Source organism: Dietzia sp. SL131, from assembly GCF_026672565.1.
GTDB lineage: Bacteria > Actinomycetota > Actinomycetes > Mycobacteriales > Mycobacteriaceae > Dietzia > Dietzia kunjamensis.
In genome coordinates, this window is sequence record NZ_JAPPRI010000001.1 from 13,531 (window position 1) to 30,675 (window position 17,145).

16 protein-coding genes and 4 pseudogenes are annotated in these 17,145 nt (G+C 65.1%); 8 read left to right on the top strand and 12 right to left on the bottom strand.

Going from position 1 to position 17,145, the window contains the following annotated elements:
- Positions 1–206: 206 nt before the first annotated feature.
- The 4 genes from OVA21_RS00065 to cmtR form a co-directional block, all read right to left on the bottom strand.
- Positions 207–1,142: a cation diffusion facilitator family transporter gene (locus tag OVA21_RS00065; protein ID WP_061917639.1), complete on the bottom strand. Its 936-nt coding sequence runs from the start codon at positions 1,140–1,142 to the stop codon at positions 207–209.
- Between the two features lie 7 nt (positions 1,143–1,149).
- Positions 1,150–1,599: an ArsR/SmtB family transcription factor gene (locus tag OVA21_RS00070; protein WP_096907574.1), complete on the bottom strand. Its 450-nt coding sequence runs from the start codon at positions 1,597–1,599 to the stop codon at positions 1,150–1,152.
- 94 nt (positions 1,600–1,693) lie between these two features.
- Positions 1,694–2,290, bottom strand: coding sequence for a cadmium resistance transporter (locus OVA21_RS00075; protein WP_096907573.1), 597 nt, complete (start codon positions 2,288–2,290; stop codon positions 1,694–1,696).
- Positions 2,287–2,646, bottom strand: coding sequence for a Cd(II)/Pb(II)-sensing metalloregulatory transcriptional regulator CmtR (gene cmtR / locus OVA21_RS00080; RefSeq protein WP_119193011.1), 360 nt, complete (start codon positions 2,644–2,646; stop codon positions 2,287–2,289). Before cmtR ends, OVA21_RS00075 begins: the two co-directional genes overlap by 4 nt.
- Before the next feature lie 177 nt (positions 2,647–2,823).
- Here cmtR and OVA21_RS00085 point away from each other — a divergent pair, with 177 nt between their 5' ends.
- The gene (locus OVA21_RS00085; protein WP_096907572.1) at positions 2,824–3,192 is read left to right on the top strand and encodes a cytochrome c oxidase assembly protein; all 369 of its coding nucleotides are present in this window, start codon (positions 2,824–2,826) and stop codon (positions 3,190–3,192) included.
- Between the two features lie 94 nt (positions 3,193–3,286).
- On the opposite strand, the pseudogene OVA21_RS00090 reads toward OVA21_RS00085, so the two are convergent.
- The 3 genes and pseudogenes from OVA21_RS00090 to OVA21_RS00100 all read right to left on the bottom strand — a co-directional run.
- A pseudogene (locus OVA21_RS00090) lies at positions 3,287–3,547 on the bottom strand (glycosyltransferase); the annotation flags it as partial.
- On the bottom strand, positions 3,548–5,152 hold the full coding sequence (lnt, locus tag OVA21_RS00095) for an apolipoprotein N-acyltransferase (protein ID WP_173674860.1): 1,605 nt from the start codon (positions 5,150–5,152) through the stop codon (positions 3,548–3,550).
- Complete coding sequence (locus tag OVA21_RS00100) at positions 5,149–6,507, bottom strand: COX15/CtaA family protein (protein ID WP_326493453.1); 1,359 nt, start codon at positions 6,505–6,507, stop codon at positions 5,149–5,151. The genes lnt and OVA21_RS00100 overlap by 4 nt, the downstream gene beginning before the upstream one ends.
- 62 nt (positions 6,508–6,569) lie before the next feature.
- Here OVA21_RS00100 and OVA21_RS00105 point away from each other — a divergent pair, with 62 nt between their 5' ends.
- The 3 genes and pseudogenes from OVA21_RS00105 (at position 6,570) to OVA21_RS00115 (ending at position 8,127) form a co-directional block, all read left to right on the top strand.
- Positions 6,570–6,803, top strand: a complete 234-nt coding sequence (locus OVA21_RS00105; RefSeq protein ID WP_096907569.1) for a ribbon-helix-helix protein, CopG family — start codon at positions 6,570–6,572, stop codon at positions 6,801–6,803.
- The gene (locus OVA21_RS00110) at positions 6,800–7,042 is read left to right on the top strand and encodes a toxin (RefSeq protein WP_096907568.1); all 243 of its coding nucleotides are present in this window, start codon (positions 6,800–6,802) and stop codon (positions 7,040–7,042) included. Before OVA21_RS00105 ends, OVA21_RS00110 begins: the two co-directional genes overlap by 4 nt.
- 507 nt (positions 7,043–7,549) lie before the next feature.
- A pseudogene (locus OVA21_RS00115) lies at positions 7,550–8,127 on the top strand (recombinase family protein).
- A gap of 258 nt (positions 8,128–8,385) precedes the next feature.
- Here the strand turns inward: OVA21_RS00115 and OVA21_RS00120 are convergent.
- Positions 8,386–9,057 carry an Abi family protein gene (locus OVA21_RS00120; RefSeq protein WP_159981232.1) on the bottom strand — a complete coding sequence of 224 codons (672 nt, stop codon included), beginning with the start codon at positions 9,055–9,057 and terminating at the stop codon, positions 8,386–8,388.
- Between the two features lie 670 nt (positions 9,058–9,727).
- Positions 9,728–10,246, bottom strand: coding sequence for a hypothetical protein (locus OVA21_RS00125; RefSeq protein ID WP_268091500.1), 519 nt, complete (start codon positions 10,244–10,246; stop codon positions 9,728–9,730).
- Positions 10,247–10,466: 220 nt separating this feature from the next.
- Between OVA21_RS00125 and istA the strand changes: the two genes are divergently transcribed.
- The gene (gene istA / locus OVA21_RS00130; protein WP_268091501.1) at positions 10,467–12,008 is read left to right on the top strand and encodes an IS21 family transposase; all 1,542 of its coding nucleotides are present in this window, start codon (positions 10,467–10,469) and stop codon (positions 12,006–12,008) included.
- Positions 12,005–12,805, top strand: a complete 801-nt coding sequence (gene istB, locus OVA21_RS00135) for an IS21-like element helper ATPase IstB (protein ID WP_268091502.1) — start codon at positions 12,005–12,007, stop codon at positions 12,803–12,805. Before istA ends, istB begins: the two co-directional genes overlap by 4 nt.
- Before the next feature lie 86 nt (positions 12,806–12,891).
- On the opposite strand, the gene OVA21_RS00140 is transcribed toward istB, so the two are convergent.
- Together OVA21_RS00140 and OVA21_RS00145 are read right to left on the bottom strand one after the other, a co-directional pair.
- Positions 12,892–13,068 (bottom strand): hypothetical protein, encoded by a 177-nt coding sequence (locus tag OVA21_RS00140; protein WP_268091503.1) that lies wholly within the window; start codon positions 13,066–13,068, stop codon positions 12,892–12,894.
- A gap of 114 nt (positions 13,069–13,182) precedes the next feature.
- Complete coding sequence (locus tag OVA21_RS00145) at positions 13,183–13,338, bottom strand: hypothetical protein (protein ID WP_159981229.1); 156 nt, start codon at positions 13,336–13,338, stop codon at positions 13,183–13,185.
- A 493-nt stretch (positions 13,339–13,831) separates the two neighbouring features.
- Between OVA21_RS00145 and OVA21_RS00150 the strand changes: the two are divergent.
- Together OVA21_RS00150 and OVA21_RS00155 are read left to right on the top strand one after the other, a co-directional pair.
- Positions 13,832–14,608: pseudogene (locus tag OVA21_RS00150) on the top strand (type ISP restriction/modification enzyme); the annotation flags it as partial.
- A gap of 94 nt (positions 14,609–14,702) precedes the next feature.
- Positions 14,703–15,551: a hypothetical protein gene (locus tag OVA21_RS00155; RefSeq protein WP_268091504.1), complete on the top strand. Its 849-nt coding sequence runs from the start codon at positions 14,703–14,705 to the stop codon at positions 15,549–15,551.
- Between the two features lie 184 nt (positions 15,552–15,735).
- Here the strand turns inward: OVA21_RS00155 and OVA21_RS00160 are convergent.
- Positions 15,736–17,145, bottom strand: a pseudogene (locus tag OVA21_RS00160) (IS3 family transposase).

Genomic DNA, 17,145 nt, shown 5'->3' on the forward strand with positions numbered 1-17,145 from the left:
GTCTCGCCATGCCAACATCTTCCCTTCGAGGACCCCCACCGTGGCTGACCATACTGACCGGCTCGGTGATCACCGAACTCGGGCAAGCGCCGACCAGGTCTTCATCCACCAAGGCGAAGCCGGCCGGGCGGGCTCCACTGAGTTAGATCATGCATCTTCAAGACGTCGGCGCATATACCCGTGTTCGGTTCCCTATCTCCCGTACTTCAGGGGTGCCGCGCGACCGGGGGTTCGTGATCTCGGTGGTGCTGGGTCTCAAGCTGGAAGGTGGTGTGCTCGATGTGGAAATGCTCGGCCACACAGTGCCGCACGGTATCGAGGATCTCCGGGGCATGACCGTCCTCGAAGCACTCATCGTCAAGAACGACATGGGCAGACAGTGTGGGAAGACCGGTGGCGACAGTCGAGGCGTGGAGGTCGTGGACCTCCCGCACGTGGTCGATCGCAAGGATGTGCGCTCGGACCCGGTCGAGGTCGAGGCCAGCCGGGGTGAACTCCATGAGGACGTGGGTAGTTTCTCGAACCAGAAGGAAAGCCCGGGGAATGATCATGAGCGCTATAGCGACAGCGGCGATGGTGTCGGCACGCTGAAACCCGGTGGTCATGATGAGCACGGCTGAGACGATGACCGCCAGCGTTCCCAGCGCGTCCATGAGGACTTCCAGGAACGCGGCGCGCATGTTGAAGTTCGCGCCGCGGCTGGACGCGAGCACGAGTGCGGCAGCGATATTGAGAGCCAACGCGACGACGCCGAAAATCAGCAACTCTGCACCCGCGACTTCTGGAGGGTTGCTCCAGCGCTGGACTGCTTCGACAAGGGCGTAGACGCTGACGCCGGCCAGGAGCAGTGCCTGGCCGAGGGCCGCCAAGACCTCGATGCGGCGAAAACCCCAGGTTCGCCGCTTGTTTGAGGGACGAACCATCAGTACCGCCGCGACCAGCGCGACGAGCAGCCCGATGGAATCAGTCAATGAGTGGACGACATCAACGAGCAGCGCCAGGCTGCCGGTGATCCAGGCGCCGACACCCTGAGCAACGACGATGGAGAAGACCAGCGCGAAGGCAATGCCGAGCTTTCTACGGAAGTCCGGTGCCGACGCGGCTTCCTCCGAACTCGGTCCGTGACTGTGTCCAGCACTCATAGTGGTTTCAGACCTTTCCTCGACTGGTGGATGGCTGCGACAATTGGGGCACTCGCATGACAGTCTCGGTCCACTGAGCCGCATCGCGATCATGGAGATCGCGGTGCTCGCGCAGCGAAAGCGTGGTCCCTGATGCGCTCAGGAGCGCCGCTGCAGACTCGATCAGGGCTTCCAACCGAGTTGGGTCCGCCAGCGAGAACCAGGAAGCCCTACCTTCGATCCGAACAGTCACAAGCCCGCAGTCCCGAAGACAGGCAAGATGCTTGCTCACCGTGGACTGAGCCAAGTGCATGTGATCAACCACATCCCGCACCCTGTGCTCGCCGCTGCCCAAGTGCTCAAGAATCGCCAACCGCGTCGGCTCTGCCAAAGCATGGAACAGCGCCGCGTACGCCCCGCAATCAACCGGCTGGAAGGGCTCGCCGACCAACTCCTCCGGGACCCCTTTAATCGCCATTGAGCGATAATATCACGCGCAGGCGATTAAGGGGCCGCAATACTTGTACGAGATTGAGCGGGGAGAGCCAATCAGGGGCGCTGCGTCAGCACTGTCAGAGTCCGAATGCTCCGCCGCTGATCAAAATGAAGGCGCCTAGGCCGATTAAGACAATCGGGAACAGGATGTGCTCCCAGCGCTCCAGGACTTCAGCGATCGGCCGGCGGGTGGCGACGAACCTTGCCAGGCCCACCAGTCCTGCCACCAGCACTAGGAACACGACGCAGTAGGCGACTACGGCTCCCGGGCCCACGTTGAGAAAGACGGGGACGTAGACGCCGATGTTGTCTCCACCGTTGGCGAAGGTTACGCCGGCCACGGTCCACACGGCGACGTTCTTGCCCTCGATCTTTGCGTCGTCGTCATCATCATCCCCGCGCCAGGCCTGCCACGCGGCCCACAGTCCCAAGCCGAGTGGGATCAGCCCGAAGTAAGGGATGGCCTGCGGGGGCAGGAAGGCTCCCGCGCCCAGGGAGACGAGCACTGCGGCGCCGAGGATGCCGATGAAGCCGAGGTACTGGCCGACCAGGATGCGTGCGGTGGTGCCGCGTTGGCCGGCGCCGCGGGCGAAGAACAGCGACAGGACGATAATGTCGTCGATATTGGTGGCAATGAACAGGCCGATCGCCTGCAGGGCCGAGGACAGGATCACGCCTGCACCTCCGTGGCGCGACAACCCGGCACTGAGCAGCCGGGCTCCAAGCAGGGGGCGTTTTCGTTGACCGCGAGGGTGACCTCGACCAAGGAGGACAGCGACCGCGCCAAGTGCGGATCTGCGATCTCGTACCGGGTCTGGCGACCTTCGGGCACGGCGACAACGATCCCGCAGTCGCGCAGGCATGCCAGATGGTTCGACACGTTCGACCGTGTCAGCTCCAAGTCCCGGGCCAGCTCCGCCGGGTAGGTCGGCTGCTGTAGCAAGGTCAGCAGTATCCGGGACCGTGTCGGGTCGGCCATCGCCCGCCCTAACCGGTTCATCACATCCACACGGGAAAAAATGGTCAGCACTTGCTGAACTATACAGCGCCTGCTGAACTGTCGGGAGAATGCCTCAAACCCCTACAGATTTACGAGACAATGGTTGTCGGCCCGGGCGCGCGTCTGCCTCATGGGCCGGAAGCCACATTCGATGTCTCGCTAAGTCGCTTCGACGCACTCTGATTACGGAAAGGTTCAGAAAGCACGGTGCCGACCCCGGCCACCGCCCCAAAGCCTGTGACTCCTCGCACCAAGTTCTTCGTGCTCCTCGGTTCAATGCCAGTTCACATCCTCTTCGGGATCATGCTGATCAACTCGCAAACGATCCTCGCCGAGTCCTGGTACAGCGATCTCAACCTGCCGTGGATCCCTGACCTTCTTCACGCTCAGCAAGTCAGTAGTGCCATCGCCTTGGCCGCGGGCGAGGCGATGCTGTTCGTCGTACTCCTCATCCTCGGCCGCAGATGGCATTCCAGCAGCAGACAAACGCGACACTATGCCCACCGCGCCACGGCAGACGAAGGTGCCGAACTGCGCGCCGAGAAGGCACTACAGCAAGGGCCAAGCACCAACTGACTCGCACTCACCGAGGAGACCGCGCGTCGTCCGCAGGCAGCGATACCGACCAGCGGTTCGCTGACCTCCGGATTCGGCCAGCGCTGGGGGCACTTCACGGCGGCGCCCAGCCCGTTCTTGCCGGCGCGGTGCATGACTGTGATCCGCCTCCGCGTGTCCTCGGCGGCGAGCCGGTCCGCTACCTCCCCCGTGCCGTCGGGACTGTTGTCGTCCGCGATGAGGACCGACACGTCCGGAGCCGCGGCGAGCAGCCGCTCCACGACCCCCGGGAGGTTCTCCCGCTCGTCGTAGGTCGGATGATCACCAGCGTCCGCGCGGACGGGACACCACCGGCGGGCGTCAACGGATCGGTCACTTACATCTCCTCGAAGTCTTTTCCGAGCCGCCGCCGGGCACGGATGAGCGCCCAGGCCAGCCCGGCGAGCCCGATGAGACAGCACACCGCCTGTGGGATGCCGCCCAGTCGGGTTGCCAGCGTACCGGCCGCCCCCACCTCGACCTGCGCGGCCAGCACCGCGGGCTCGAAGATGCCGGTCTCCTGCCGGACCCGGCCGTCGGGCCCGATCACCGCACTCACCCCGCTGGTGGCGGCGATGAGGACGGGGATGCGGTGTTCCACGGCCCGCACCCGGGACATGGCGAGCTGCTGGTACGTCATGGGCGACCGGCCGAAGGTGGCGTTATTGGTGGGCACGGTGAGGATCTGGGCGCCCCGGGCCACCGGTTCGCGGGCGGCGGCGTCGAACGCGATCTCGAAGCAGATCGCCACGCCCAGGCCCACTCCAGCCGCGGTGACGAGTCCGTCGCCGTCTCCGGGGATGAAGTGGCCGGCACTGCGCGCGATGGGGAACAGTTTCTCCAGCGGTTCGCGTAGCGGGAGCCATTCGCCGAATGGCTGGATGTACCTCTTGTCGTGACGGTCGACGACCGGGTCTGCGGCGGGGTCTACGGAGCTGCCGTCCCAGACCAGGTACGAGTTGGTGGTCTCGGGCCCGTCCCCGGTCGGCAGGACGGTGCCCACGAGGATCGGCGCCCCCAGCCGCCGGGACAGCGCGCTGATCTGGGCGCCCGCACGTCGGTCGGCCAGCGGGGAGATGTCCGAGGCGTTCTCGGGCCACACGACGAACCGGGGTCGCGCGCGGAGGCCGGCCTCGACCTCGTCGGCGTACCCGGCCGTCACGCTTAGGTGGTTCTCGAGGACCGCGCGACGCTGGGCGTTGAAGTCCAGGCCCAGCCGGGGGACGTTGCCCTGGATGACGGCGACCTCGACGGCGGACGAGCCGGTCGAGAGGGCCGCCGAAGCGGTGACTGCGCCGCCGGCGACGAGGCCGGCCGTGACCGCTGGGACGGACACCAGCGCGGCCACCGCCCGGAGAGGTCGGTCCCTGCGGGCGAGGAGCAGGCACGCGATCCCGAGGGCCGCGCCGAGCGAGGTTACGGCGAACCCGAGCAGCGGGGCCCCGCCGAGCGAGGCCAGGGGCAGGAGCGGGCCGTCGGCCTGACCGAACGCCAGCCGCCCCCACGGGAAGCCGCCCCACGGCCAGGAGGAGCGGACCCACTCCCAGACCGACCACCAGCCGGCCACGCCGAGGACCGCGCCAGTCGCACGCAGTCCGGCCCGGCGCCCGGGTGCGAGGCCCGTCCGCAGGACCGGCACCGCCCCGGCACCGAAGGCGGCGAGGTACAGCGCCTCGACCAGGGACAGACCCCAGGCGGCGTAGGCCCCCACGTACAGGCCGACCCACGGGACCAGGAGGAGGAAGAACATCAACCCCGCCACGAACCCCAGGAGGGCGCCCGTCCGCGCGCGGGGCGCCGTCCCGCGCACCGGGGAGAGGACGACGACGAGGAGGGCGATCGCGAGGAGCGCCGCCCACCACAGACCGACCGGAGGGAACGAGGCGGCCAGCAGCGCGCCGGCCGCAGCCGCCCCCGCCAGCCGGAGCAGGACCGGGATCACTCCGCGGGGCCGGCGGGCCGGCTGTCCACCGTCGGCGTGTCCGTCGTCAGCGCGTCCTCTGCGTGTACGCCCGTCGTCGTCTGGCCGACAGCGGCAAGCGCGGCCAGAGTGTCGTCGTATGGGGTAAGCCGTGATGAGGGTGCGGGTTCGCGTGTGGACAGCGAGCTCACCGCGAACACCAGAGTCACGACGGTGAGTGCCGAGCCGAGCATATGGATCCCGACGAGCAGCTCGGGCAGTCCGGTGAAGTACTGGACGTATCCGACCGCACCTTGCGCCAGCGTGATCGCCAGCAGCCATCCCCACGCCCGCACTGCCCGTTGGTTCTGCTCTCGCCGGGCGAGGAGAAGCCCGACGACGACGAGCCCCACGAAGACCCACACAGCTAGCGCGTGTAGGCGCGAGACGAACGCCGGGTCCAGTGCCCAGCGGTAAGGCTCGGTGGCATCCCCGGAGTGCGGGCCGGCGCCAGTAGTGACCACCCCGAGTACGAGAAGAAGCACGCCGACGGTGCTCATCGCGAGCCCCAGGACGCGGGCGGACGGCGAGGAGACAGGGACGGCCTGGCCATCAGGACTACGCAAGCAGACCAGCAGGTAGGTCGACACCGCCACCAGCGCCAGTGAGATGAGCATGTGCGAGCCAACGATCGCCGGGTGCAGGTCCACCCAGACGGTGATGCCGCCGATGAACCCCTGGAGGCCGACGCCAATGAGGATCAGCCAGGCCAACCGCTTGACGGCAGGTGAACGTGAGGCTGTCGGCTCACGTCGGTAGACCGCAACGAGCATAGCCAGCGCGATGACGCCGACGACGACGCCCAGCATGCGGTTGCCGAACTCGATGATCGGGTGGAACGTCATCGCCGCATGGAACTGCGGCGTGAACGCTCCCGGCTCACACACCGGCCACTCGGAGCAACCGAGCCCCGAACCAGTCAGGCGCACGGCCCCACCGGTTACGATGATCCCAATCTGAGCGATCAGGTTGGCGACCGCTACACCCCAGGTCAGCCGGTCAACCAGGCGGCCACGTCCCCGCGCCCGCAATTGGCCAACCGGAGTCGTCGATGCAGGAGCAGAACTCAAAGAGGACACACATCCAGGGTATAGGGCAGGTATCCCCAGGCGGACGAAGGACCCTGTAGCCGATCGGCTTACGGAACGTTCGCCGGCCCTGCCCTCGTCCGCATCGCCGGGAGCGGAGGCCGCCACAGAGCGTCGATAGAACGCCGCCACAAAACGGCGAACGCCAACACCGATGGCATCTCTTGAGCCGATAGCGACATCCGGCGCCTCATGAAACCTTCTCGGCAGGACACCGACGAGCTCGGCCTGACACTCGCAGCGAACCACTCCCCTACGCTCACGCCCCTGATCAACTACCCTCCCAACTATTTTCGTTATACGATTTGCGCATGGTCACAGACGAACAGATCCAGGAGTGGGCAGACGAAGCTGAAGCCGGTTATGACGTCGAAGAATTGAAACGACGCGGACGCGGACGTCCCGGTCGCGGCGCTGAACCGATGCAGGTCGTAGCCGTACGCCTCACCGCCGAGGAACTCGAAGTGCTGGACAAGATGGCCACTAAAGAGCACCTGTCACGCTCGGAAGCGATCCGACGCGCCCTGGCAAATTTTGCTGCGTGAAGGTCCACAACAGCGCACTCAAACACGGCGTCAAGCCCGAGGACGCGATCCAGACAGCCGACTGGCCCCAGTGGATCGAACCCCTTGCAGACGATGACTGGCCGCATCGTGAACTGCCACTGGGCTTCGACACGCGCGCCCGCTTGCTCGAGACCATTGTGCTCATCTTCAAAAGTGGTGAGCAGCTGATAATCCACGCCATGCCCGCCCGAAAACAGTACTGGAACCTACTGCCCTGACCCGGGTGAGTCGCGGGAGATTGTGTGCGTGCCAACGCCAGCCCCTGGCCCACGTCCTGTAGACCTCCTCGGAGCCTGGCCCCCCAATGGCCAGCCGGATCAGATGTCGCCCACTCTCATACATCGACCTCCAACAACCGTCCCAGTTCCTTGGTTCTGGGACGGTTTCCGTCAAACCCGGTCCCCTATCGATGGCGGCCCGGAAATGCGCCCCACATGTAGAGCCCACTATTCGAGGCCCACCTCGGCCGTCCGGGTCCAACTTTCGGAGCATTGAACTGGCGTACGTGCAGGTGTCGACGTCCACGACCCAGAGCAACAGGATGACCCCTGACATTGCTCCTACCTCACTCCGACCGGTGTCCTGTTTGACGATCCCCCACCAGCACAACAAAGTGCGGGCCAGGCTTGAACGTGGCCTGCGCGGGAGGCATGAAAAATCGTGCTGGTTAACCGTCCTGCATGTTGGTCCGGCATAGGCTGCCCTTGACGGCCTACCGTTCTGTGATGGACGGAATGCTCGTCGGGTACGCCCGATGCTCAACCCAGGGCCAAGATCTGCGTGCGCAACGCACAGCCCTCACACGCCTCGGCGTCGACAAAGATCTACACCGACCGCGGGTTCACCGGCCGCAACCGCGACCGCCCCGGACTGCGTGAGGCGCTGGCCGCGTGCCGCGAGTTCGACACCCTGATCGTGACCAAACTCGACCGCCTCGGCCGAAGCGCCGTGGACCTTCGCGCCATCGCCGACGAACTCCAGGCGAAAGGGACCCGGCTGAGCATCGGCGGATCGATCCACGATCCAGCCGACCCGACGGGCAAGCTGTTCTTCGGCATGCTGTCGCTGATGGCCGAGTTCGAATCCGACCTCATCCGCGCCAGAACCCGTGAAGGCATGGCCGAGGCGAAAAAGGCCGGCCGACTCCAAAGGCAAACAGCCCAAGCTATCTGCCCTGCAGCGCAAACGCTTGCTCGCGGACTACGAATCCGGCGACTACTCCGCCAATCAGCTATGCGAAATCAGTGGCCTATCCCGCTCGGCAATGTACGCGACACTGCGCCGCGCCCGAGACGAAACCTGACCACAGCATCGACGCGGACCGCTACAACCCGAGTCGGTCCCCTCGACCGGTCGTGATGACGACTTCCGATATCCGTGCTGACAACTTCTGAAAGCGGCACTGACCGCCTTCGACAGACGCACGTCACCGGCGGCTGCACCGCCGCCGAACTCGGCCGACCCATCGGGGGTTCACTCGCACCTTGGTGGTACCGCTACATCTCCCCCGCCAGCCCCGGCCAGTGACCCACATCGATGAGCGCGCACCCGATGCGGCGAATCAGATCTGCCACGTGAGCAGACCAGGCACCTGGCTCCGCTCGTCGATGAATCTCTCCAGATCAGGGTCCAAGTAGCCAGCCACGCTCAGCAGATCGTCGTAACGCGACTGGATATCCTCTGACCACACCCGGTGATGGTGGCCGATCCGGTTTCGGAACTCGCGCAACCGTTTCACCGGATCCTGGATCGTCGCTTGGTCACGCCTGGGCGCATAGGCGAACGCACCAGCGACATCCGGCCAGAGGAACATCTGGCGCCGGGAGACCATCTGGTGCCAGAACCCGAACGGAAGCTCTGAGATGATCTGGCCGGCGCTGAGCGGCTTGCGGTTCCTCTTCACCCGGCCAATGCTCTCGGCAATGTCCTTGTACGGCTGACGATGCTTACCCGGCCCGATGGCATCACGTCCCAATTCACGAGCATCGTCGAACACCCAGTGGCCCGAACGCCCAAGAAGCGCGTGACGCTCGCTCATGCGTTCATCCAGAGCGTTGCGAAACGCTACTTCGAAGTAGGCCAACGACTGCCAAAAGGCGCCAGAGATCGCGGCGTTCCACCGATACAGCTCCATCGCCGCCACCTCGTTGCCTCCGGTGTGCACGAGGTAGTGCTGCAACCGCGACCGGGCAAAGTGGCGCTCATAGAACGCCCAACTGCTCGTGCTGGCCACGCCCACCTCCGCCATGTAATATCAGTGCTGAACACCCCGGAACCGTCCCTGTAGTCCTCTTCGGAGGGCCGATCACACGGCCGGGGTTCTGCTTTTTCTACCGCACCACACGCCGCCGGAAGCGGACCCCCGCCGAGCCGGCCCATTCCCCACCTCGAGGAATCAACAGCATCCGGGCACCCGGCCGGCCAATGACAGAGCCGCTGCCTGAACCCTGGACCCCAGAGGAACCGGGATCAAAACGCGCGACCCGACCCTGCGAAACAGCCGGAACTGCGCGCACCAGGGAGTCCCGCACCGGTGTACCCAAAAGGGACGAGGCGGAGCCTCACGTGCCGACGATGTGAACCGAACCGCTATCTGGCGGATGTCTCCGGCGCCAGGTGGCGGTGGAGTGCTCCGGAAGCTCACACTTTCCGCACAAACGCCGATAGGTCCCGCCAGATGCGCGACTCCGGCGGACGCACGGGAACTGAGGTAGTTCCTCAGTAGTGAACGCCGGACGCAACTGGCTCAGGAGTGCGTGCGAACGACGACGTGACAATGCTCCGCAGTTTGGATAACATACAGGTGAGCAATGAGTCGGCCCTCTGGGCTTACGCCCCGACAGTCGGCCAGGCCCCTAGGTGTAGCTACGGCAGCCAGGGGCTGCTCTTTTTTTACACCTCATCTAGTCCCCGGCCTCAAGAAAATGCACTTGAGGCTTCACGATCTCGAAGATCTCGTCGGTTCCGTCTGTGTGAGTGATGGTTCGGCGGAACGCGGATGACACGAGATCTGGAAGCCACAGCAGCCGCTCGGCACTTGGAGAGGTCTGCAGGAGTCGCGTGTTTCGTGGGACTCGATTTTCGCGGATCAGTTCTTTGTGGTTCTTGTCATCCTTATTCCGGAAGTTGCTCTGGTTGCGCTCTTCGAGGATGAGCAACTCTATAGGGCTCCAACTGCCGGCTCGGCCAGCGGCGAGTTCTTCCGCTAACGATCGATAGCAGGCGCGACGAGCGTCTTCTGCATCATGGTCGACAGGGTCTACGGACACCTGATGGGCAATCACGCAGGTCTCCTTCCCGTCAGCGAGATACCCGAGCATGTCCTCAGTGGCCCGTCGCCCTCCTGCCGTGAGCAGAGCCTCGGTGGTGTGCCAGTGCGGCGAGCCCGCAATCTCGAGAAGCCCTCCACGCAACTCGTCCATGTCATCTTGAGCAACAACAACCGCGGTGAATGACAACGGACACGAGAGACTGCCCGTAGGCGGTCACGAAGGTGCCCGCTGGCGGACGTGAGAGTTGCCCGCTGGCGGTCATGGGATCTGCCCGACACGACATTGTTTCCCGGCCCGCTTGGGCGGTTCGGGGCCCCTCCTCGGGTGCGATAGCGGTGCTGAAGCGCCCATCGCCCCGAGGAGGGACAACATGAAGTCTGCCGAGGAGATCATGGAAATTCTCGAAGCGTTTGATCTGACAGGGTCCTATCGGGATGCCGGCGAGCTCGCCGGGGTCTCGCACCACACCGTTGCCCGCTATGTGACTGCTCGTGATGCGGGCCGGTTGACCGACAAGCCGGCCTCGCGGCCGCAGTTGATGGACGAGTTCATGCCGAAGGTCGAGGAGTGGGTGGAGCGCTCGGGCGGCAAGATCCGCGCGGACGTGGTCCACGAGAAGCTGCTAGCGGTGGGGTTCACCGGCTCGGAGCGCACCACCCGTCGGGCGGTGGCGGCGGTGAAGAAGTCCTACCGCCTGGGCAACGCCCGGGTGCACCGGCCATGGGTGACCGAGCCGGGCTTGTGGTTGCAGTACGACTTCGGTGACGGTCCGGTGATCGACGGGGTCAAGACCGTGCTGTTTTGTGCGTGGCTGGCGTGGTCACGGTTCCGGGTGGTCCTGCCGATCCGCGACAAGACGGCCCCGAGTGTGTTCGCCGCTCTGGATGTGACTCTGCGCCGTCTGGGTGGGGCGCCGACGTATGTGCTGACCGACAACGAGAAGACCGTCACTGTGGAGCACGTGGCTGGGATGGCGGTGCGTAACCCGCAGGTGGTGGCGTTCGCCCGCCACTATGGGGTCACGGTGCTCACCTGCGAGCCAGCCGATCCGGCTTCCAAGGGTGGCTCAGAGTCGACGGTCAAGGTCGCCAAGGCCGACCTGGTGCCCAAGGAGACGAACCTGCGCGGTGAGTACTCCTCGTTCGCCGAGCTGGAGGCCGCGTGCGAGCAGTGGTGCGAGCAGATCAACGACCGGGAGCACCGCGTCACTCGGAGGGCTCCGGCGGAGATGCTCGCCCAGGAACGGGCCCGCCTGCATACCGTGCCGACCGCTGCGTACACGGTGGCGCTGGGGGTCACGCGGCAGGTGCCGGTCAATTCTCCGATGGTGACGTTCGAATCGGGGCAGTACTCGGTGCCGCACACGCTGCTCGGCGAGACGGTGTGGGTCCGCCCGTACGGCGCTGGCGCCGGCGAGCAGATCGTCGTGGTGCACGTCGGCCCCGACGGACCGGTGGAGGTGGCCCGGCATCCGCGGGCCACCCCGGGCAGCCCGCGGCTGGCCGATGCGCATTTCCCGGACGCCCCGGCCGGTGCCCTGCACCGCCAACCTCGCGCCCGCAACGCCGCGGAGGCGGCGTTCCTAGCCCTGGGTGACGGGGCCCGGCTGTGGCTGACCGAGGCCGCCGCTGCGGGCACGGCCAGGATGCGGGTGAAGATGGCCGAGGCCGTCGCCCTGGCCAAGTTGTTCGACCCCGACGAGGTCGACTGGGCGCTCGGGCACGCGGCCCTGCACAACCGGTTCGCCGAGGCCGATCTGCCCTCGATCCTGAACCACCACGCCGCCTCCGGCGCTACCGGCCAAGCCCACACAGCGGGTGAGGACCGGTCGCTGACCCAGGGCACCGCCGGATGGGCCGCCCTGGGCCAGCAGTCACCGGTGGCCACCGATTCCGAGGAGGAAGACCGATGACCGCCACCACCGAGGTTCCGGCATTGGGCGTGCCGGCCAGTCCGCCGCTGCCCGCCGACCTGGACGCCGTGCTGCGGCGCCTGCGGCTACCGCACATCCGCCGCCACGCGCCCGAGGTGATCGCCACCGCCAAGGCCCAACGCTGGGACCCGGCCGAGGTGCTGCGTGCTCTGCTGGCAGAGGAGGCGACCGGCCGTGACCGGGCCTCGCTGGCCACGCGCCGCGCCGCCGCCGGGTTCCCCACCGGCAAGACCTTCGACGCCTGGGACGAGTCGGTCTCCTCGATCCCCGCACCGACTCAACAGGCGTTGCGGACGCTGGAGTGGGTGCATCGCAAAGAGAACCTCGTGGTCTGCGGGCCCTCCGGGACCGGCAAGACATTCCTGCTCGAGGCGCTCGGACAGCAGGCCGTCGAGCAGGGGCTGAAGGTCTCCTGGTTCACACTGGAAGACCTCGGCGTGCTGTTGCGCAGTCACCGTGCCGACGACACCGTCACCAAGGCCATCGCCAAAATCCTGCGCGCCGACCTGATCATCGTCGACGATATCGGACTGCTGCCGGTGGCCACCGACGCCGCGGAGGGGCTTTACCGCCTGGTGGACGCCGCCTACGAGAAACGTGCCATCGCGATCAGTTCGAACCTGCACCCGGCCGGTTTCGACGAGCTCATGCCCAAGACCATCGCCACCGCGACGGTGGACCGGCTCCTGCATCACGCCCACGTCTGCCAGACCAGTGGCGACTCCGTCCGCCTCTCCCAAGCACTCGCCGGCCAGGGGGTGAAGCCCTTGGCCTGACAATCCGGGGACCGGAGATGACCAGCCCCGTGGGCAGATCCCATGGCCATCTCCGGGCAGATCTGGTGACCGTCACCGGGCAGGTCTCACGACCGCCCCTGGGCAGAACTCAATGGCCCTTGACAGGTGAAGAGGTAGAACGTCTTGCGGTGGTGCTCTATCGGGTCCGGCGCCTGATAGGACTCGTCGAGGTAGGCGACGTGACTCTTCGTTCGGCGGTACGCCTCGGCGACAATCGACGCCTTGCGGTCAGAGAAGCCCATCTGGGGCATCTTAGACGCGCGCCGGCAGCACGCCTTCGACTTGGCCGCAATGTAAACGACGACAACATTAGAACGGCAGACTTCTCCCTACGAGAGTGTTAGGTGCGATTTTTCCTAGTCGTCCTGCTTCTTCTTCGCCTCAATCAGTCGGATGGCGCGTGCGTTAACGCGATCCGAGATCAAGGGAAGGAGGCGGAGCACAAAGTGCCCGGCCCCAAGGAGCAGGACGGCCGCGAGGTCCAGCTTGTCGACGATGTCGAGAACCTGCATATCGCAACCTCCCCTCATGGTGGAGAGATGCCACACCTGGCCGATTGCCAGGCTGAGTGCCGCGGCCAGGTATTGGCCAGCGACCTGAATTGCGCCTAGGCGCGGGCTGCCAGCGTCATGGCCAGCAGGTTGCGGCGGGCGAAATGACGAAAACCCGGTCTGTGACCGGGTTTTTGAGCGCACGAATCCGCAACAAGAGAAATATAGCATTTTCGACTGTCAGGCTCGGCGAATACTCTAAGCCCAGTCGTTGCGCGAGAATAGGCAGTCTCTAGCGGTGCGTCCACGAACTTCCCGACGGGGAATGAAGGACAATCGGAGCAACCCCACCGCTTGCATCCTGAAAGGTTGCTCACGTGTCATCGCCTTGGCTCACTACTGCTGTTTCGGAGTTCGGGCAGCGTTGCAAAGCCAAGTTGGCCGGTCCGGGTGAGGCAGAAGCAGCGAGGGTGGGCGGGCGCTCCCGTTACTCCACCCCGGCGGGCGACCGAACGTCGCCACCGGTCTCCTGAGCGCATTGTCTACGCTGGCCGGGCGTCCCATCATTCCTGAAGATGTTGTCGCCTACCTAGCGGGAACGGTCTCACATCCCGGATTCACCGCGCGGTTCGCAGACGAGCTGACCACCCCGGGCATCCGAGTGCCGGTTACCACCAGCCCGGAACTCTTCGAGCGAGCCGTCGCCCTCGGGATGGAGGTTATCTGGCTGCACACCTATGGCGCCGCGTTCATTGACTCGGAGTCCGGCCGTCCAGCCGGCGATGTACGGCTCCTGGCCGGGGATTCTCGTCGAGTGATGAACATAGCGGCAATAGCTGAGATGCCATCAGAGATGACATTCGACGAGACCACCAGTGAAGTGCGACTCGGTGGTGGCGCATTCGGCCCGGTGAGTCCTGCGGTGTGGGAGTACACCGTGGGAGGAAAGAACGTGCTCCGGTCGTGGTTCAGCTACCGCAAGGCCGAACCAGGGGGAAAGAAGTCCAGTCCCCTCGACGATGTACATGTCTCGTCTTGGTCGTCCGAGTGGACCAGCGAACTTCTTGACTTGCTGTCGGTGCTCACCCGCCTGGTCGGGCTTGAGGAAGCGCAAGCGGGGCTGCTGGATGAGATCATGACCGTCTCGCTGGCGTCTCGGGACATGCTTGCCTCCGCCGGTGCCGTCTGGCCGGGTGGGAACAAGGATCCCCAACGCAAACCAGATTATTTGAGTGCGCAGCCCGGCTTCGATGAGGGCGACGAAGGGCAGCTGGGCTTCTCCTTCACGTAAAAGATCCGTGATCGCGGGTTCGGATGTAGCCTGCCGTTCCAAAGTGCTCAGCTCGTGGGCGTTTGAGCGACGGCTTCATTGCCATACTTGTCGTATGACAGAACCGAGACCGGCGGACCAGGCTGCTCTTGAGGGCCTGCGCCAGGACCAGACGGGGGTCTGCTGGTGGTGCGGGAGCATCGCGGACAGTCAGGAGCATCGCCACAAGGCAAGCGTTCTTCGCCGGATGTGGGGCGACGAAGGGCTCTATCTTGGTCGTAGTGGCGAGAAGCTGTACTCGATACGCGGCCCGAACAGCAAAGCCGTGAAATTTTCGAAGATCCTCTGCCGCAAGTGCAATAACGAGCGAAGCCAGCCATTTGACGAGGCTTACGACGTGTACGTCAGTTTTATTCAGTCGAATGCAGACGAACTTTCCCGGGCTCAGTCGTTGGATTGGCGAGAGGTCTACGGCGGGTCATGGCAAGAGTCGGCTCGGTTCCTCGGGAGCTACGCAGTGAAAAACTTCGGCTGTTGGATGGCAGAGGCTGGGTTGGCGCCGCCTCCAGAGTTTGCAGCCTTCTTAGATGGTGACGACCTGGTGGATACCCGGCTGATGCTTGCTCGCCAAGAGTCTGCTTCGTTGGCATACCGCGCGATGGCACTCGACGGTGGCACTCGTTTCGATCGAGGAATCGGAGTGCTCGCTTCTCACGTTTGGATCGATAACGGACGCACGAATTTGATTGGTTACGAGTCCTACTCCTACGTCGCCGATATCTGCATGCGCGTCAACTGGGCAGCACATGCAGGACTGGGAGAAGTGTTCTGGCAGTCCCCGATAACACCGCTGGAGATAATGCCCGCTTCGGGCGGTCAGCGAGTGCTCGCAGCAAAGATTGGCGCGCGGGCCTTGGGGAGGCGCGCGTCCCGTCTACTCGGTCGAGGACCAAAACGCGAGTGATACTGGTAGGTAAGACGAGCTGGACCTCGGTGACGCCGAGGGCGGAGGCGAGATGCCGAAGGCTGGCCACCAGCGCCCGAGAGATGCCCCGACTCACTCACCAGCCCCGAACGCTTGAGTGACGCTTTCACTAACGCGGTCTTCTCGCGCCGGAATTTGTCAAGATGAATGAGTCCAGGGGGAGTTAAGCGGCCGGTTCGTGGACCGGTTGGTCCTCCTTCTTGTCGTTCTCGGCGGGTTTGTTGATCCACGCTGCTGCGGGCAGTGCGAGGACCTTGGGGGTGTGGTCGGTGCCGAACCGCTCGGGGCGAGCGGCGCGGGCGGTCGCGAGGACCTGTGCACGCTCGTCGGCTTTGGCGGCCGCGAGGCCGTAGTGGACGTCGGCGGGTGTGTGCAGGCCCAGACCCTGGTGGTGGTGCTCGTGGTTGTACCAGTCGCAGAATCGGTTCATGAACCCCTGGGCATCGGGCAGCGAGCCGAAACGTTCCGGGAACACCGGTGCGTACTTGAGGGTCTTGAACCAGGCCTCGGAGTAGGGATTATCGTTGGATACCTTCGGTCGTGAGTGCGAGCGCGTGACCTCCAGATCAGCCAGCAGCGTCGCCACAGGTTTGGAGGTCATCGAGGTGCCCCGGTCGGCATGGACGACCTTCGGGATGCCGTGGATGGCGAACGCTTCGCGCATCATCTCCTCGGCCAGTGGGCCACTCTCGCAGGCATGGACGTGTACGCCGACGATGTAGCGCGAGTAGATATCGATCATCACGTAGGCGTCGTAGTAGGTGCCCTTGACCGGCCCCGCGAGCTTTGTAATATCCCACGTATACACCTGTCGAGAGCCGGTGGCCACGAGTTCGGGCACAGTCCGGGCAGGATGCCGGGCCTGGCGGCGACGCTCTTTGACCTGGTGGTTCTCGGCCAGGATCCGGTACATCGTCGCCACCGAGCACAGGTAGACGCCGCGGTCGAGCAGCGTGGCGTAGACCTGCATCGGCGTGGTGTCGACGAACTCGTCGTTGTTGAGCGTCGCCAGCACCTCGTCGCGTTCGGCGCGGCTGAGCCGGTTCGCCGGCTGGTGCTCGCGTGGCGCGGGCGGGGCCGGCCTCGCGGTGCGGCGGGCCGCGGTGGCACGGGCAACGCCAGTCAGCGTCGCCGCTGCCCGGGTGCTGGTTCCGGCGCTGCTCAGGTCGGTGTAGGCGTTCATCAGCGCTTCCTGCGCTTGGGCTCGGTATCCGCGCTCTCGGAGATGTTCTCCAAGAGCGCGCGTGCTTTTCCCATGATGTCCAGCGCGGCTTCGGTGCGATCCAGCCGCTGCTGGGTCCAGTCCAGCTCTCGGCGCAGTCGGGCGATCTCGGCCTGCTCCTTACTCGGCCGGCCGACCTTCTGGCCGGCCTGCTTGCCCTCCAGCACGCCGGCATCGCGCAGCCGGCGCCAATTCGCTGATCAACGACGAGTACAGGCCCTCACGGCGCAGATAGGCGCCTCCCACTTGCTGCTGGCTGGCCTCCTCGTACGCCTCGAGATGGGCGAGTTTCTGCTGTGGGGTGAAAGTACGCCGACGCGGACCGTCGGCGCGGGGACTCGGGGCACTCAT

What these genes read in the sequence shown, in the direction of transcription:
- OVA21_RS00065 (WP_061917639.1), bottom strand. Translation starts at nt 1,142, where the DNA reads ATGAGTGCTGGACACAGTCACGGACCGAGTTCGGAGGAAGCCGCGTCG.
- OVA21_RS00070 (WP_096907574.1), bottom strand. Translation starts at nt 1,599, where the DNA reads ATGGCGATTAAAGGGGTCCCGGAGGAGTTGGTCGGCGAGCCCTTCCAG.
- OVA21_RS00105 (WP_096907569.1), top strand. Translation starts at nt 6,570, where the DNA reads ATGGTCACAGACGAACAGATCCAGGAGTGGGCAGACGAAGCTGAAGCC.
- OVA21_RS00125 (WP_268091500.1), bottom strand. Translation starts at nt 10,246, where the DNA reads ATGGACGAGTTGCGTGGAGGGCTTCTCGAGATTGCGGGCTCGCCGCAC.
- istA (WP_268091501.1), top strand. Translation starts at nt 10,467, where the DNA reads ATGAAGTCTGCCGAGGAGATCATGGAAATTCTCGAAGCGTTTGATCTG.
- istB (WP_268091502.1), top strand. Translation starts at nt 12,005, where the DNA reads ATGACCGCCACCACCGAGGTTCCGGCATTGGGCGTGCCGGCCAGTCCG.
- OVA21_RS00140 (WP_268091503.1), bottom strand. Translation starts at nt 13,068, where the DNA reads ATGGGCTTCTCTGACCGCAAGGCGTCGATTGTCGCCGAGGCGTACCGC.
- OVA21_RS00145 (WP_159981229.1), bottom strand. Translation starts at nt 13,338, where the DNA reads ATGCAGGTTCTCGACATCGTCGACAAGCTGGACCTCGCGGCCGTCCTG.
- OVA21_RS00155 (WP_268091504.1), top strand. Translation starts at nt 14,703, where the DNA reads ATGACAGAACCGAGACCGGCGGACCAGGCTGCTCTTGAGGGCCTGCGC.